This window comes from Porphyromonas sp. oral taxon 278 str. W7784 (genome assembly GCF_000467855.2).
Lineage (GTDB): Bacteria > Bacteroidota > Bacteroidia > Bacteroidales > Porphyromonadaceae > Porphyromonas.
Map to the genome: position 1 here is coordinate 1 of NZ_KI259257.1, position 17,351 is coordinate 17,351.

At 55.0% G+C, this 17,351-nt stretch carries 12 protein-coding genes; all 12 read left to right on the forward strand.

What is annotated here, in order from left to right:
- The first annotated feature begins 377 nt into the window (after positions 1 to 377).
- A complete protein-coding gene (locus HMPREF1556_RS06345; protein WP_021667555.1) occupies positions 378 to 1,094 on the forward strand; it encodes an energy transducer TonB in 717 nt (238 codons plus the stop codon).
- Positions 1,095 to 1,334: 240 nt separating this feature from the next.
- On the forward strand, positions 1,335 to 2,339 hold the full coding sequence (locus tag HMPREF1556_RS06350; protein ID WP_232299046.1) for a polyprenyl synthetase family protein: 1,005 nt from the start codon (positions 1,335 to 1,337) through the stop codon (positions 2,337 to 2,339).
- A gap of 2 nt (positions 2,340 to 2,341) precedes the next feature.
- The gene (locus tag HMPREF1556_RS06355) at positions 2,342 to 3,121 is read left to right on the forward strand and encodes a TatD family hydrolase (protein WP_044125363.1); all 780 of its coding nucleotides are present in this window, start codon (positions 2,342 to 2,344) and stop codon (positions 3,119 to 3,121) included.
- A gap of 100 nt (positions 3,122 to 3,221) precedes the next feature.
- Positions 3,222 to 3,818, forward strand: a complete 597-nt coding sequence (locus tag HMPREF1556_RS06360) for a nitroreductase family protein (protein ID WP_021667558.1) — start codon at positions 3,222 to 3,224, stop codon at positions 3,816 to 3,818.
- 210 nt (positions 3,819 to 4,028) lie between these two features.
- On the forward strand, positions 4,029 to 5,015 hold the full coding sequence (locus HMPREF1556_RS06365; RefSeq protein WP_021667559.1) for a M28 family peptidase: 987 nt from the start codon (positions 4,029 to 4,031) through the stop codon (positions 5,013 to 5,015).
- Between the two features lie 34 nt (positions 5,016 to 5,049).
- Positions 5,050 to 5,472, forward strand: coding sequence for a SufE family protein (locus HMPREF1556_RS06370; protein WP_021667560.1), 423 nt, complete (start codon positions 5,050 to 5,052; stop codon positions 5,470 to 5,472).
- A 17-nt stretch (positions 5,473 to 5,489) separates the two neighbouring features.
- Entirely contained in the window at positions 5,490 to 7,790 is a 2,301-nt protein-coding gene (locus HMPREF1556_RS06375; RefSeq protein ID WP_021667561.1) for a GH92 family glycosyl hydrolase, read from the forward strand.
- 415 nt (positions 7,791 to 8,205) lie between these two features.
- Positions 8,206 to 9,201, forward strand: a complete 996-nt coding sequence (locus HMPREF1556_RS06380; protein ID WP_021667562.1) for a class II fructose-bisphosphate aldolase — start codon at positions 8,206 to 8,208, stop codon at positions 9,199 to 9,201.
- 141 nt (positions 9,202 to 9,342) lie between these two features.
- Positions 9,343 to 11,391, forward strand: coding sequence for a M3 family metallopeptidase (locus HMPREF1556_RS06385; protein WP_021667563.1), 2,049 nt, complete (start codon positions 9,343 to 9,345; stop codon positions 11,389 to 11,391).
- A 734-nt stretch (positions 11,392 to 12,125) separates the two neighbouring features.
- Positions 12,126 to 15,719 carry a type II CRISPR RNA-guided endonuclease Cas9 gene (cas9, locus tag HMPREF1556_RS06390; protein WP_021667565.1) on the forward strand — a complete coding sequence of 1,198 codons (3,594 nt, stop codon included), beginning with the start codon at positions 12,126 to 12,128 and terminating at the stop codon, positions 15,717 to 15,719.
- Between the two features lie 15 nt (positions 15,720 to 15,734).
- Positions 15,735 to 16,649: a type II CRISPR-associated endonuclease Cas1 gene (gene cas1, locus HMPREF1556_RS06395; protein ID WP_021667566.1), complete on the forward strand. Its 915-nt coding sequence runs from the start codon at positions 15,735 to 15,737 to the stop codon at positions 16,647 to 16,649.
- A 26-nt stretch (positions 16,650 to 16,675) separates the two neighbouring features.
- Positions 16,676 to 16,981, forward strand: coding sequence for a CRISPR-associated endonuclease Cas2 (gene cas2 / locus HMPREF1556_RS06400; RefSeq protein ID WP_369795594.1), 306 nt, complete (start codon positions 16,676 to 16,678; stop codon positions 16,979 to 16,981).
- The last annotated feature ends 370 nt before the right edge of the window (positions 16,982 to 17,351 follow it).

Sequence of the window (17,351 nt, forward strand, 5' to 3'; positions counted from 1 at the left end):
ACCCACAGTGGGTCGTCGATGCGACCTACCGTGGATCGGTTTTTGCCCCCTTAGCAGAGCCCTGTCCAAAGGGGTAGAAGACCGCCTTCTCGCTTAGCTAAAAACGACCTCTCGGCACGAGGGAAACAGATCCCGCCATCGTCCTACCCGAATCAGCCCACTTCCCCAAGAGCTAGAGCAAGTAGATCGAGAGCAAGAAATCTTGCCCCCAGAGGTTCACTTCGCCGTAGCATCGTCCCTGTACCTAAGTGCCCACCGATGAAAAATCTCCATACGTAGACTAGGTACCGAATATATTTGTATATTTGTAGTCAGGAAAATAACTAGTGCCTCTAGGCACAAGATCAACATCAACCACTAAATACAAGTGTAACAGTATGGAAATCAAGAAGTCACCTAAAGCCGACCTCGAGAAGGGCAAAGGACTCTCTCTCCTACTGGGTCTCGTCGTCGCTCTCTCCTTGACCTTCGTGAGCTTGGAGTGGCGCAGTGCAGTAGCGCAGGCTGGGAACCTCAATAACTCAGGCAATAAGGCTGACCTCGAAGAAGCCCTCCTCGTCAAGGAAGAGCAACCCGAGGAAAAGCCCGAAGAACCTAAGCCACAGGAAGCTCCTCAGCAGACGGAGATCCAGCTCCCTGATGAATTTAAGGTCGTGAGCAACGATATCAAGGTCGAGAAGCCTTCGTTCGTCTCTGCTGACGAAGACAAGGCTCTGCCTCCCCCCCTCCCCTTCGGGCCTAAGGACATCCCTGGTACTCCTACTGAAGAAATCTCCGAAGAAATCTTCGAAGTCGTAGAAGAGCAGGCAGAGTTCCCCGGTGGTATCAATGCCCTTCGTAAGTACCTCATGGACAACCTCCGCTACCCTGAAAGTGCTCAGGATGCAGGTATTCAGGGTAAGGTCATGGTACGCTTCGTCGTAGAGCGTGACGGATCTGCTACCGCTGTAGAGATCTACAAGGGCGTAGACCCCGCACTCGACAAGGAAGCTATCCGTGTGGTCAAGTCCGTACCTAAGTGGAAGCCTGGTAAGCAGCAGGGTAAGCCCGTACGTACACGCTTCGTCGTGCCTATCGTCTTCTCTCTCCAGTAAGACTGACCCCATGCGAAGCGCTAGAGCGAGCTAAGCCTACCGACCTTCGACACCCCTATAGTCTAGAGGGCAGGTATCACCGATCTTCGGTGTGATACCTGCCCTCTCTCTTTGCACCTAGACGGTGGGGTGGGGGCCTGAGCGATTTAGCTTTTTCGGGGGCTAAATCGTATCTTTGTCTCAAGTGTATCGCGGGCGAGCGCACTACGACGCACAGCCCCGCTCTACCCCATCATGACAATGGCATCCACGACAATGCATCCTGACCAACAACTCGCTCTCATGCGCCAAGCGATCGAGGAGCAGCTCCAGGCACGCGCCCTCCACGAGCGTCAGCCTCAGGGACTCTTCGCCCCGATCGACTATACACTCCGCCTCGGAGGCAAGCGCCTTCGCCCCCTGCTCTGCTGTGTCGCCACAGCGACCTTCAGCCCCGAGTGGCAGCGAGCCCTCCCCGCAGCGGCAGCACTTGAGATCTTCCATAACTTCACCCTCCTCCATGACGACCTGATGGACCGCTCGCCTCTACGCCGTGGGCAGGAGACGGTCTTCCGTCGCTGGGGAGACAATACGGCGATCCTATCGGGTGACGCCATGAGCATCGAGGCCTATGCCTCGCTAGCCGAGATCGAGGAGAAGGCGCTACTAGGCGTCATCGTCCCCCTCTTCAGCCAGATGGCGCTCGAGGTATGTATCGGCCAACAGCTAGACATGGAGTTCGAGACACGTAGTGAGGTGTGCCCTGAGGAATATATGGAGATGATCCGCCTGAAGACCTCCGTCCTCCTAGGTGCTTCGCTCCAGATCGGCGCACTCATCGGGGGCGCTCAGCCCTCCGATGCTCTTCGTCTCTACGAAGCAGGTGTACAGCTCGGCCTTGCCTTCCAGATCCAGGACGACCTCCTCGACGTCTATGGCGATGAGCAGACCTTCGGCAAGCCCATCGGTGGCGATATCATCCACGCTAAGAAGACGCTCCTCCTACTCTACACACTGGAGCAACTCCAGGGGGATGCCCTCAGCGAACTTCGCTCTATCCTAGCCCTCAGCCCCGAAGAGCGTGCGGGCAAGGTCGATCGGGTACGTCAGCTCTATGACGAAGCCGGCACACGTACCTACGCCGAAGGAGAAGTCCAGCGCCTCACGGACAAGGCCTTCTCCCTAATCGATCAGATGGAGCTCCGTGAGGAGGGACGCTCGCTACTCTTAGCCCTCTTCCATACGCTCTCGGGCCGAACCAAGTGATGATGACACAGCTGATCGATAGCCACACGCATATCTATGCGGAGGAGTTCGACGAGGACTTCTCAGCGATGCTTCAGCGAGCCGAAGAGTCAGGCGTGTCGCAGATGGTCCTCCCCTGTGTCGACAGTGAGAGTTGGCCCCTGATCCAGTCGCTCAGTGAGGCTTATCCCCAGCGTCTCTTCCCTACTATTGGCCTCCACCCGACCTATGTCAAGGAGGACTACGAGGCACAGCTCTCCTATCTGGAGCAGCACCTCGGAGAGGGCATCGTAGCTATCGGTGAGATCGGACTCGACTACTATTGGGATACGACCTTCCGAAGCGAACAGCTCAAGGCCTTCGAGAGGCAACTTCGCTGGGCACACCAGCTCGGGCTCCCCGTGATCCTGCATGTACGGGAGGCTTTCAGGGATACCTTTGACCTTCTTCGTTCGCTCCAGCTCCCGGGACTCCGTGGGGTCTTCCACAGCTTCACAGGCAGTCGAGAGGAGCTACAGGAAGCACTGTCCTTCGAGCACTTCTACATCGGGATCAATGGCGTCGTGACCTTCAAGAATAGTTCGCTCAAGGAGTACGTCGCCGACATCCCCCTCGATCGACTCGTCGTGGAGACAGATGCTCCTTATCTAGCGCCCGTCCCCAAGCGGGGCCGACGCAATGAGCCCGCCTTCCTACCCTACACTGCGAGCTTTGTCGCTTCTTGCTACCAGATCTCCGACGAAGAGCTCTCTGCGCGTACGAGCGAGAATGCCCGCCGACTCTTTGCCCTCCCTCCACGCTAGGCGCTGTCCTTATCTGAAGTACATGCCGAAAAAGAAGGACGTACAAATCAACTAGGACGCAAGCGCCCACGATACTCCCTACACGCTAATTATCACTACTATGCTTTCTATAGATTCGCTCATCAAGCAAACACGCACTTATCGTCGCTTCGACGAGTCCGTAGCTATCGACCGCCTGCAGATCGTCCGCTGGCTTGGCATCGTCCGTCAGACCCCTTCGGCACGCAATGCCCAACCCCTGAAGTATATCATCATCACCGATACCGAGCTCTGCCACGAGATCACCGCTAAGCAGCACTGGGCTTCTATGCTCCCCGAGTGGGACGGACCAAGTGTAGGGGAGCGTCCTCGGGCTTACCTCCTACAGATCCTGGATACAGACATCGCACCCGCAGCTCGCTTCGACGAGGGTATTCAGCTTCAGGCGCTGGGGCTCCTCGCCACAGAAGCCGGCTACGGCACGTGTATCTTCGGCGGGCATGGCAAGGCCGAGTTCTCCCGTCGCCTTGGCCTACCGACCCACCTCTCGATCAATGCCATCATCGCTATCGGCAAGCCCCGAGAGGAAGTGGTACTCGAAGAGGCTCGCAACCCAGAGGATGTCCGCTACTGGCGTGACAAGGAGGGACGTCACCACGTGCCTAAGCGCCCCTTGAGTGAGCTGATTATCGAGCCCAACAAACCCTCTATCTTCTAGACTTACTCCCTGCTGGAGAGCTGACTTCGCCTGTCGGGGTATAGACCTTCGCCTCTAGAGGGCAGAAGCTTTGGCCCCGAGTGAAAGAAGCCTTTCCCTAGAGACAAGCCTACTTACCCTACGGGACGAAGCGACGTCTTTCGCAGGTCCTTCGGACCCCAGCACAAACGATCTCATCCCCCTATCCTTATCCCACTTCCCCATACATTCATGAAGGCGATCCCCTCCCTTTTCTCCATCCTCGTGCTTATGCTACTCCTCTCCTCCGCCAGCTGTGGGGGCGCTACGAGCCAAGCACAGAGTGCGGACAGCATCAGTGAGTCCAGCCGTACCGCGGCTCCCTTCGACGCAGACACTGCCCTACGATATATCCGAGAGCAGGTAGCATTCGGCGTGCGCACTCCAGGAAGCGAAGGGCACAAGGCTTGTGCTTCTTGGATCGAGTCCAAGCTCCGTGACTGGGGCTATACGGTGACGCTCCAGCACTTCATTGGGACGGATTACTTCGGCAAGGAAGTACAGGGGACGAACATCATCGCTACCCTCCAGCCCGAGCACGAAGAGCGCATCCTCCTGATGGCCCATTGGGACACCCGTCAGGTAGCGGATCACGATCCCGTAGCTAGCCGGCAGCAGGAGCCTATCCTCGGTGCCGACGACGGCGCTAGTGGCGTAGCTGTCCTCCTCGAGCTCGCTCGGCAGGAAGCGCTCAAGCCTTCGGGCAAGGCCCTGGACTTCGTATTCTTCGACCTCGAAGATGGTGGCGGAAGCCAAAGTGAAGACTCCTGGTGCCTCGGCTCTCAATATTGGGCTAAGCACCCCCACCGACCAGGCTACTCCGCTCAGTGGGGGATCCTACTGGATATGGTCGGAGCTCATGGCGCTCGCTTCTATTGGGAGGGGCTGTCGAAGGAGTATGCACGCCCGCTCCTAGCTACACTCTGGCAGACAGCAGCACAGCTCGGCTGGGGCAATTACTTTGTCCAAGCCAATGGATCACAGATGACCGATGACCACGTCGCCGTAGTACGTGAGCTCGGTATTCCTTCGGTCGACATCATCAACTTCGACCCCACACGCCCCACGGGCTTCGGTGCGCACTGGCACACTACGGCCGACGACATGAACATCATCTCTCGGGAGACGCTTCGAGCTGTCGGAGAGACTGTCGCCACGACGGTCCGTGAGGATCTCTAATTCGTGCGAACCTCTTATTCGCTATCATTCCTTCATGCCTACAATCAACGAACTACAAGACGAGATCATCGAGGAATTCTCAGCCCTCGATGATTGGATGGATCGCTATGCACTGATCATCGACCTCGGGAATACCTTAGAGCCCCTGCCTGAGAGCGACAAGACACCAACCAACATCATCGAAGGGTGCCAGAGTCGTGTATGGATCACTGCCTCCTTCGACGGGGAGCGTATCCACTTCCGTGGCGAGAGTGACGCACTCATCGTCAAGGGGATCGTCAGCCTCCTACTACGTGTCCTCGACGGACAGACGCCTCAGGACATCCTCGCCTCCGACCTCTACTTCATCGAGCGTATAGGACTGGCCGAGCATCTCTCCCCCACACGCTCCAATGGGCTCGTGTCGATGCTCCGTCAGATGCGACTCTTCGCAGCAGCCTTCGCAAGTAAAAGCTAAGTCTCATCAATCCCCTTATGCATATCTATCATCAGTTACTGAGGTCAGCGGTAGTGACCTCAGCAGCCCTTGTTGTGGTTACTGCGCTCGTCACCTCCTGTTCATCCAAGACCGTTGGTGGCGGGAGTGACGACCAGCTTCTCAGCTTCGTCGACCCCTTCATAGGTACGGGCGAGCATGGGCACACCTTCCCCGGGGCTACACGTCCCAATGCGCTGGTCCAATTCAGCCCCGACACTCACCTCATCGGATGGGATGCCAGCAGTGGCTATCATGCTTCTGACAGCGTAATCTATGCCTTCAGCCTCACCCATCTCTCGGGGACGGGCATCGGAGACCTTGGAGACATCGCCCTCCTTCCCTTCTCTGGAGCGGATAGCCTCAAGCCCGTCGCTACCTTCGACAAGGCTACGGAGGTCGCCACACCAGGCTATTACGCCGTCCAGCTACAGAACTTCGGGATCAAGGCCGAACTCACTAGCACCGATCGCGTCGGCCTCCTTCGCGCCACTTATGCCGATAGCACGGACCGCAAGCTCCTTCTTGACCTCGGGCATATCCTGCAGCCCAACTGGGGGCATAAGGTAATGGGCAATGACCTTCGCCTCGTCAACGACTCCACGATCCAAGGGACGTACTATACCAAGGGCTGGGCTGAGCATCATCAGCTGAGCTACACGATCCGTCTGGCTTCGCCCGTCGACAGCATCGCCCTCTATCGGGATGGCAAGCGTGAGCTCATCCAGCCGGGCTATGCGGTGACCAAGGACACAGCTGACCTCAAGCTTCACCTCTATCTCCCTGCAGGAAGCGAAGCCTATCAGGTGAAGATCGGCGTCTCTGCCGTCTCGCCCGAAGGTGCTGAGAAGAACCTCACGGCCGAACTTCCTCACTGGGACTTCGACGCTGTACATCAGGAGAGCCGACGTATCTGGTCCGAAGTCCTCTCTCGCATCACGATCGAGACGAAGGACACGACCGTCCTCAAGAACTTCTACACAGCCGTCTACCACGCACACATCGCACCTTACAACTATCAGGACGTAGATGGCGCCTTCCGTGGCATGGACAAGCAGATCCACCAAGGGGATCCGAAGGACGGACATTATACTGTCTTCTCCATCTGGGATACGTACCGTGCGCTACATCCACTACTGACGATCATCGATCCTGACCAAGCACTCCGCTACGGTAGAAGCTTGATCCAGGACTACCAAGAGGGGACGATACTCCCCCGCTGGCCACTCGCGGCGAACTATACAGGCTGTATGCCTGCCTACCATTCGGTGAGCATCCTGGCTGACCTCGTAGCCAAGGGGCTAGCTTCGAAGGAAGACCTTCGTCTCTGGACGGAAGCTGCCGTACGTAGTTCCATTTACCGAGAAGACCTAGCGAAGAAGTTCGCTGGTACTCGTGAGCTGGACCTCATCACCCGTCATCCATACTACAAGGAACTACTAGGCTTCGTGCCCGCCGACTCCGTACCCGAGAGCGTCAGCTGGGGCGTAGAGATGGCCTATGATGACTGGTGTATCGCCCGTCTAGCAGAGGCAGCTGGGCTCGACTCTATCCGTCAAGTCTACGACAAGAAGGCGCTCTACTACCAGCGCTATTGGGACCACGAGACCAAGCTAATGCGTCCCGTGATGGCCGATGGCAAGTTCCGCACGCCCTTCAATCCACGCTTCTCTGCCCACGAGAAGAGTGATTACACCGAGGGTAATGCTTATCAGTGGAGCTTCTATGCGCCTCATGACATGGAGGGCTTCCTCAAACTCATGGGCGGGAAGGCCGTACTTGAGCAGAATCTAGACACGCTCTTCACCACCTCGTCTCGTATCGACGGAGCAGAGCAATCAGGCGATATCACTGGCCTCATCGGGCAGTACGCTCACGGCAATGAGCCCAGCCACCATATCGCTTACCTCTACAACTACACCGCTTCGCCACACAAGGGGCAAGCACTCCTAGACACCGTCCTTCGCCACTTCTACAAGCCCACGCCTGATGGCATCATCGGCAACGAAGACTGCGGACAGATGTCGGCGTGGTATATCCTCAGCGCCCTCGGTTTCTACCAAGTCTGTCCCGGGAAGGCTGAGTACACCATCGGTCGTCCGCTCGTAGATAAGGCGACTATTCGCCTGAAGAGTGGCACCTTCACCATCGAAGTCAAGGGCAATTCTCCCGCCAATAAGTACGTGCAGTCGGCGAAGATCAACGGCCGAGATATCACCGGTACGCTGACCTTCTCCCATGCTGATCTCCGTGCTGGTGGCACGCTTGAGATCGTGATGTCCGACAAGCCTCGCAAGTAAGGCAAGACTCCCCTTCTCCTCCACACGAGCGCTAGCTACTCCGTGCAGGGACTTTGTCCTTCGGAGAGCTAGCGCTCGCTCGTTTATTCTGATGCCTTAGCACCCAAGGTCACCGTATTCACCTTCCCTCCTACTCGTCAGTCCTCCATCCTCATTCCTCTACGAAAGATTTACGGCAAGGAAACGCTCCATTCATAACCTGTAATAGTAGCCTTCGTAATGGGTAAAAGCCGAGGACTTTACCGGTAATGAAGGCAGGTACAGTAGGGAGCGAAGACGCCCACCCATTGGGCATCGGGAAGGAGTATAAGGGATATTCCTGAAAAAATTAAATAACTCGTTCTGGTTTACACTAATTTATCTTATCTTTGTTGCACAGAACGATAAGAGTATCAACTATAAATACCTAAATAAAATGGTTAGTTACAAGGAACTCGGCTTGGTCAACACTCGTGAGATGTTCGCCAAGGCTGTCAAGGGTGGCTATGCTATCCCCGCATTCAACTTCAACAACATGGAGCAGCTCCAGGCTATCATCGGTGCTGCCGTAGAAACGAAGTCCCCCGTCATCCTCCAGGTCTCCAGCGGTGCTCGCAAGTATGCGAACCAGACGCTCCTTCGCTACATGGCTCAGGGTGCTGTCGAATACGCTAAGGAACTGGGTTGCCCTAACCCACAGATTGCCCTTCACCTCGACCACGGTGATAGCCTCGAGCTCTGCAAGAGCTGTATCGAGATGGGCTTCTCTTCTGTGATGATCGACGGCTCACACCTGCCTTATGACGAGAACGTAGCACTGACTCGCTCGGTAGTCGAATATGCTCATCAGTTCGATGTCACGGTAGAAGGTGAACTCGGTGTCCTCGCAGGTATCGAAGATGATGTCGTAGCTGAGCACCACACCTATACCGAACCTGAAGAAGTCATCGACTTCGTCAGCAAGACGGGTGTAGACTCTCTGGCTATCTCTATCGGTACGTCTCACGGGGCTAACAAGTTCACTCCTGAGCAGTGCCACCGTGATGCGAATGGCATCCTCGTACCTCCCCCCCTCCGCTTCGATATCCTCGCAGAGATCGAAAAGCAGATCCCAGGCTTCCCCATCGTCCTTCACGGCTCCTCTAGCGTACCTCAGGACGAAGTCGCTACCATCAACCAGTACGGTGGTGCCCTCAAGGATGCTGTCGGTATCCCTGAAGAACAGCTCCGTCAGGCTTCGAAGAGCGCTGTCTGCAAGATCAATATCGACTCCGATGGTCGTCTAGCTATGACCGCTGCTATCCGCAAGGTCTTCGCTACCAACCCTGCAGAGTTCGACCCACGTAAGTACCTCGGTCCAGCACGTGACTCGCTCAAGAAGCTCTACATGCACAAGATCGAGAACGTACTCGGCTCCAACAACCGTCTCTAAGAGACAGCTAGCTCGTCGATCGCCCTACAACTAGGGTCGAGACGGAGCTAATACGACAAGAGGCTACCTGCCTTCCCGTACCCTCGTGTGGGTGGGAGTCAGGTAGCCTCTCTCTTTTCATCCTACCGATAGATCATATATATGCACCGCCTCTTCACGCTCCGTGAGCATGATCACGGAGCTTACCCCTTCGACCAAGTCGAGGTGGCGGACTTCCGTCCTGCCTTTGCCGAAGCTATTGCTGAGAAGCGTAGTGAGGTCGAGGCCATCATCCAGCAGACCGATGCTCCTACCTTCGCCAATACCATCGTAGCGCTTGAGCGAAGTGGAGCGAAGCTCGAATGGCTCTCTGGTATCTTCTACAACCTCCTCCACGCCGAAGCTACCGACGAACTGATGGAGATCAGTCAGGAGCTCAGCCCTGAGCTCTCCGCCCTCTCCTCGTACATCCTCCTCTCCGAAGGGCTATTCGCTCGCATCCGCTCCGTCTGGGAGGAGCGGGATCAGCTGAAGCTAGACCTCGAGGATGCCAGACTCCTGCAGCGCACTTACGAAAGCTTCAGTGAGAGTGGCGCTCTCCTACCTGAGGATAAGAAGGAACGTCTCCGTGAGGTGAAGCGAGAACTCAGCGAACTAGCCCTCACCTTCGGACAAAATAACCTCAAGGAGCAAGCACGCTTCCGACTCTGGGTCGAGGACGATGCCCAAGTAACCGGACTCCCTGAGTCGGCACTCGGCGTAGCACGTGAGCTAGCGAAGAAGGAAGATAAGCCCCATGGCTACCTCTTCACCCTAGCGGCGCCGAGCTTCTTCCCCTTCATGCAGCACTGCCCTGACGCTAGTCTTCGAGAGGAGATGTACCGAGCGAAGATGAGCCTGGGTGCAGTGGAGGGCGAGTTTGACAATAGAGATGTCATCCGTCGCCTTGCCAACCTCCGTCTGGAGCTTGCCCAGCTCCTCGGGCATACGACCTTCGCCTCGAAGGTCCTCACCAAGCGCATGGCGGGCTCTCCCGAAGCTGTCGACCGTCTGCTGGACGAACTCCTAGAGGCTTACCTACCCGTAGCGAAGGAAGAGCTCGCTAAGGTAGAGGCCTTCGCCCGTGAAGCAGGTGAGACTAAGGCGCTACAGCCTTGGGACTGGAGCTACTGGGCCGAGCAGTATAAGAAGGCCTTCTACGAGCTGGATGAAGAGGAGCTCCGCCCTTACTTCGAGCTCTCTCGGGTCTCCACGGCGATCTTCTCCCTCGCTACCCGTCTCTACGGCATCCACTTCAGTGAGCGCACCGACCTGCCCGTCTATCATCCCGACGTACATACCTACGAGGTGCAGGATCGGGACGGCTCTTACCTCGGCCTGCTGTACACAGACTTCTTCCCTCGTGAAGGGAAGCAGAGTGGCGCTTGGATGAATAACCTCCAGGAGCAGTACCACACCGCCTCGGGCGAAGACCACCGTCCGCACATCGTCCTCGTGATGAACTTCACCCAACCCGTCGGCGATCGTCCAGCGCTACTGACTCCGGGGGAAGTGCGCACCTTCTTACATGAGTTCGGTCACGCTCTGCACGGCATGCTCGCCCAGGCTCGCTACAGCTCGCTCAGCGGGACAAACGTCGTCCGGGACTTCGTAGAGCTACCCAGCCAATTGATGGAGAACTGGCTCGACCAGCGGGAATGGCTCCAGAGCTTCGCCCAGCACTACCAGACAGCAGAGGCTCTACCCGACTCCCTCATCGAGCGGATGGAGCGTGCCCGTCACTTCCTCGTAGGCTATGCAGCCTGTCGTCAGCTGAGCTTTGGCTATCTCGACATGGCTTGGCACACGATCACGGAGCCCCTCCCAGAAGGACTTGACACGAAGGCCTTCGAAGAGAAGGCTTGGGCTAAGGCCGTACTTCTTCCCGCTTCACCAGCCCCCTGTCAGATGAGTACTACCTTCGGACACATCTTCTCCGGTGGCTACAGCGCCGGCTACTACGGCTACAAGTGGGCGGAGGTACTCGATGCGGATGCCTTCGCTGCCTTCCAGCAGGAAGGGATCTTCTCGAGCAAGACGGCCCAGCGCTTCCGTGACTGCATCCTCTCCCAAGGTGACCGAGAGGATGCCGAAGTGCTCTACGAGCGCTTCCGTGGGCAAGCCCCCTCGATCGAAGCCCTTCTTCGCAGGGATGGCATCGAGCGTCGCTAGCCTCACATTCGACCGAGCCCCAGCGTCACGAACTGCCGTGACGCTGGGGCTTACTTGTATCTAAGGTTCAGGGTTAATTCCAAAGGATTTACCCACACATTCTAAGCTGGCCAACTCCCCCTTCTAAACAGCCTCCTCCGAGACCCTAAAAAACGACCTACGGTAGGTTTTATTTGCGATCCACCGTAGGTCCCTTTTTAGGGGTGTCAGAGGCCGCTTGTTATACGGGCTGGAGCGGAGTGCTACAGCTAGGTGTGAGCCAGTTCGATTTTGGCCGTTTCATCTCCTTGGGGAGTATGCCTGAGGTGCGGGGGGATGATGGGGGCGTCGATCTCTTAAACTTCGGCTCCCACTTGGGCACCGAGAGTAGTATCCCCGTACATATTATATAGGACGAGTCTAGGTAAGCTCCTTTGGAGAGCTGCTTGATCCATTGTTTCTCTTAGCTATCGAAAGACCTCAGGGAGTAGTTTTTTTTTGTCTTGTGCTGGGAGATGGGAAATAAAAAATGGAGAGAGGAGTTGTATTAGGTTGTTTCTCTGTATAGAAGTCACTAACTTCGTGAGCAGAGCTACTTATCGTGGTCGTCTGATGATGGGGCAAAAAGAAGACGAGCTCCGCAAAGGGAGCCCGCCTTAGATGTTTTCACAACGGATAATCCTTATTGTGATTAGCTTTCAAATTCAGTACTGCAAAGTTAGCTCAAAGATTTAACCTACACAACACAAACGCTTATGAGTAAGCATGTACTTGGTCTTGACCTCGGTGTCGGATCTATAGGGTGGTGTCTTATCGCCCTCGATGAGCAGGATCAGCCTGCTGAGATCTTGGGTATGGGGAGTCGCATCGTACCCCTGACGACGGATGATCTCAATGAATTCTCCCAAGGGAAGGCGATCTCCAAGAACCAGAAGCGCACCACACAGCGCACCATTCGCAAGGGACTGGACCGCTATCAATTGCGACGCAAAGTCCTTAGTGAGAAGCTGGCAGGGCATGGGATGCTCCCAGACAAAGATCTAATGCAACTCCCAGTCCTTGACCTCTGGGAGCTTCGCGCACGAGCTGCTTCACCAGGGGAGAAGCTCTCCCTCCCCGAGATAGGTCGTGTACTCTACCACATCAATCAGAAAAGAGGCTATAAGCATGCGAAGTCCGATGAAGCCGAAGAAGTAACTAAGCGAGGAAAGGAGCAGGGCTATGTCGCCACAGTGAAGGGACGCTATGCAGAGCTTCAGCGGGAAGGGGCTACCGTCGGACAGCACTTTGCCTGCAAACTCAAAGAGCACAGGCAGGAGAGCCCTTCGGGTGGATTCTTCTATAACTACCGCATCAAGGATCAGGTCTACCCTCGGGAAGCCTATATCGAGGAGTTTGATCGCATCATGGAGGTGCAGTCAGTCTTTTATCCCGAGGTCCTGACCCCTGCATTTATCCAAGAGCTACGGGATAAGGTCATCTTCTTCCAGCGACCACTGAAGTCCTGTAAGGGACTAGTGTCCTTCTGTGAGTTTGAGAAGCAAGAGCGTGTTGTCCAGCTCAAGCGGGTCAATAGGGAAGGTAAGGAAGAGCTCCAAGAGCGGAAGATCACGATCGGCCCCAAGGTCGCACCGAAGAGTTCTCCAATAGCTCAGCTCTGTAAGCTCTGGGAGTCTATTCATAATATACGTATCTACTATCCCGATGGGAAGGAGAGGCCGATCACTCTAGAGGAGAAGCGGAAGCTCTTAGCTTATCTACAGACGCATGACAAGCTGACCTTCACCGCTCTCAAGAAGGAGCTGAAGATCTCAGACAAGGAGCGACTCTGGTGCGATAAACTCTTGAAGGGAGGCATCAAGGGCGATACGACACGGGTGCTCCTGCGCAAGGCTCTGGCGGGATATAAGAGGTATGAACCCCTCCTTCGGATGGACTTGGAGCTACGAGACTTCCAGGAGATAGTCTCAGGTAAGCGGCTTATCCGTCCGATTGTTGACGAGAGCTACCTCAGCCAGCCTCTCTACCGACTATGGCATATTCTCTACTCCATAGAGGAGCGAGAGGCGATGCGTAGAGCCCTTATCGATCAGCTTGGTTTCCTAGAGGAGGATCTAGATGGAGGACTGCTGGACAAGCTCTATCAAATTGACTTCGCCAAGCAGGGCTACAGCAATAAGTCGGCGAAGTTCATCTGTAAGCTCCTGCCCCATCTTCAGGGAGGGCATGGGTATAGTCAAGCCTGTGAGCTAGCGGGGAAACGCCATTCAGCAGGTAGTCTAACTAAGGAGGAGCTGGAGGAGCGCCCACTCCTAGAGCACATCCCCTTGCTCCAGTGCAATGAACTTCGACAGCCTATCGTGGAGAAGATCCTCAATCAGATGATCAACCTCGTCAATGCCCTTCGCCAGAAGTATGGATCGATAGATGAAGTGCGTGTCGAGCTCGCCCGTGAGCTGAAGATGAGCCGTGAGGAGCGTGAGGAGACCTCTAAGAGGATCCGATCCAGAGAGAAGGAGAACAAAGAGATAGCAGAGCGTATCAAAGAGTACGAACTCTATCCGACGAAGTCCCGAATTCAGAAGTATCGTCTCTGGCAGGAAGCCGGGGAGCAATGCCTTTATTGTGGCAGGTCGATCGACGTCGTGCAGTTCCTCAGAGGTGATGGAGTCGAGATCGAGCATATCATCCCCAAGTCTATTCTCTATGATGACTCCTCTGCCAATAAGACCTGTGCTTGTAGCCGATGCAATAAGGATAAAGGCAATAGGACAGCCTATGAGTACATCCTCGCTGAGGGACGAGAGGCCGAGTATCTAGATCGTCTCGAGACTCTCTTCCATGATGGTAAGCTCTCCTATAGCAAGCGTCGTCGTCTCCAGTGGAAGAAGGCGGATATCCCTGTAGACTTCATCGAGCGCCAGCTTCGTCTGACGCAGTATATCGCTCGGCAGGCGCAGGAGATCCTCCGCCAGGGGATCCGTCGGGTCGGTGCCTCTGAGGGGAGCGTGACGGCCAAGCTCCGTCATCTCTGGGGATATGATGATATCCTACGGGAACTCAACTTCGAGCGCTACCAATCTATGGGGGAAACCGAGATCGTAAGCCAAGAGGAGAAGGATGGATCCATCACGAAGAGCGAAAGGATCAAGGACTGGTCGAAGCGTAAGGACCACCGGCATCATGCGATCGATGCACTTGTCGTGGCTTGTACTCGGCAGGGATATATTCAGCGACTCAATAGCTTGAATAGTGAGGAGGATAGTCTACAGATGCAGGAGGATAGCAAGCAGATGCGAGAGAAGATGGGGGGACAGAAACGTCCTACAGCGGACAAGCATAGCATCCTAGAGAATTGGCTCATTCTACAGCCTCACTTCTCACATCAGGAAGTGAAGTCTAAGGTCGCAGAGATCCTTGTGTCCTTCCGCCCTGGTAAGCGTACGGTCTCCACTGGACGTAATACCTATCTCCGCTCTGGGAAGAAGGTGACTCAGTCCGGTGTACTCATCCCTCGAGGGCCATTGTCCGAAGAGAGCCTCTATGGGCAGATCTTGAGGAATGGCGAGCCTACCTACGTCAAGAAGGTCGCCCTAGAGAGCCTCTCCGAAGCTCAGATTGAGCAGATCGTAGATCCTAAGCTTCGCCGAGAGATGGTAGCTCGTACTCAACCTTCAGAAGGAGCGAAGCTCAATCCGAAGTTACTCCTAGCCACCCCGTTCTATTCTGACGCAGCAGGTACTCAGCGAGTACGTAGTGTACGGGTTGCTATCGAGAATGGGAAAAATAGTATCGTCCCCCTACGCTACAATGAGTCAGGTAAGGCGATCACCTTCGTCAACCCAGGAAACAATCATCATGTGGGTATTTACCGGACCTCAGAGGGTAAGCTCGTCGAATCGTGTGTCACCTTCTGGCAGGCCGTAGATCGTGTGCGCTATGGTATACCTACGATCATTAGGAAGCCTCGTGAAGTCCTTGATCAGCTCCTTCTTAGAGATGATATCCCAGAGGCTCTGCTGGCGCATCTCCCTGCCTCTGACTGGGAGTTTGTAGAGTATCTGCAGGCGAATGAGATGTTCCTCATTGGGCTTACGGACGAAGAGATCCAGACAGCACTAGCAGAGTCTGATCTGCTGACCCTAAGCAATCATCTTTATCGCGTTCAGAAGATGTCCTCGGAGTATTATGTTTTTCGGTATCATCTTGAGACTGAGGTTGCCGACAACAAGAATAATACGGGGATTATCCCCAAGTTCTACCGCTTACGGGGCCCTAATGATACATATCTGAAGGCGAACCCACGTAAGGTCAAGGTTAATCTCCTCGGGGAGATCTCTCTCCCTTAAGTAAACTGAAGGCTTATGATTAAGCGAACCCTCTACTTTGGCAGTCCTGCTTATCTGGCCTTGAAGCAGAGGCAGCTAGAGATCCGTCAGACGCCTGATGAGGGTGGAGCTACGAGTGTACGGACGATCCCGATAGAGGATATCGGGGTCGTCCTCCTCGATCATCCGCAGATCACGATCACCCATAGACTGCTCGATGCTCTACTCAGCTACAATTGTGCTGTCGTGACTTGCTCGATGAATCATCTCCCTTCGGGGCTCCTCCTTCCTCTAGATGGGCATAGTCTGCAGAATGAGCGCTTCCGTGCGCAACTCGAGGCCTCGGTCCCTCTACGTAAGAGACTCTGGCAACAAACGATCCAAGCCAAGATACAGAACCAAGCAATAGTATTGCAGAATGTCCTAGGTGAACCTGCGAAGAACATGATCGCTTGGTCTCGGCAGGTGAAGAGTGGCGACTCAGAGAATCTCGAGGCTCGAGCTGCTGCCTTCTACTGGCGTAACCTCTTCGTCTCTCTCCCAGACTTTGTGCGAGAGCGAGAGGAGACTGCTCCTAATTCCTTGCTCAACTACGGGTATGCCCTTCTGAGAGCCATCATTGCTCGAGCTCTTGTTGCTACAGGGCTTCTCCCCACACTCGGTATCCACCATCACAATAAGTACAATGCCTACTGCCTTGCTGATGATATCATGGAGCCCTACCGCCCTTATGTAGATCAGTTGGTTGTGGAGATCTGTGAGGAAGAGGGCTTCCCCTCGGTGCTGAGCAAGGAGATCAAGGCACGTCTACTCTCTGTATCAGCCCTAGATGTGGAGATCGAAGGGCAGAGGCGTCCTCTGATGCTTGCTGCTTCACAAACGGCAGGCTCACTCCTACGTTGCTTCACCGGAGAGGGGCGTCGTCTTGCTTATCCCCTCCTCTCATGCTAGCTCATCGCCTAAGTGAATATCGAGTCATGTGGGTCTTAGTCTTCTTTGATCTCCCTACCTATACCTCACAGGAGCGCAAGGCTGCTTCAGGCTTCCGCCAAGGACTTATACAGGATGGCTTCACGATGCTTCAGTATTCCATCTATATGCGCCACTGTCCGAGTATGGAGCATGCTGAGACTCATGTTCGTCGTGTCAAGGAGATGCTCCCCGACGAGGGCGAGGTGATCATCATGACGATTACGGATAAGCAGTTTGGGATGATGGAGCACTTCTCGTCGCATAGTCCTAAGGAGGGACCAGATACGCCCCTACTCTTCGAGATGTTCTAGTACCATTTCTGCATGAGACAACAAAAAGCCGATGGAGCTCCATCGGCTTTTTGATTTCTAATCCTTCAGGTAAGTAGCTAATGTACAGTAGACTATGTAGGATCAGCTGTATTAGCTGTATCGAAGGTACTGAATTTGAAAGCTAATCACAACCTCACCTGACACCTAAGCGACTGCAAAGGTGCTGTATTAGCTGTATCGAAGGTACTGAATTTGAAAGCTAATCACAACGACTAAGTACCTTAACTCTCAGTCTGAGAAGCTGTATTAGCTGTATCGAAGGAGGTACATTTGAAAGCTAATCACAACCACATCGGAGATCTTGGCACAGAGCCCGACAGCTGTATTAGCTGTATCGAAGGTACTGAAT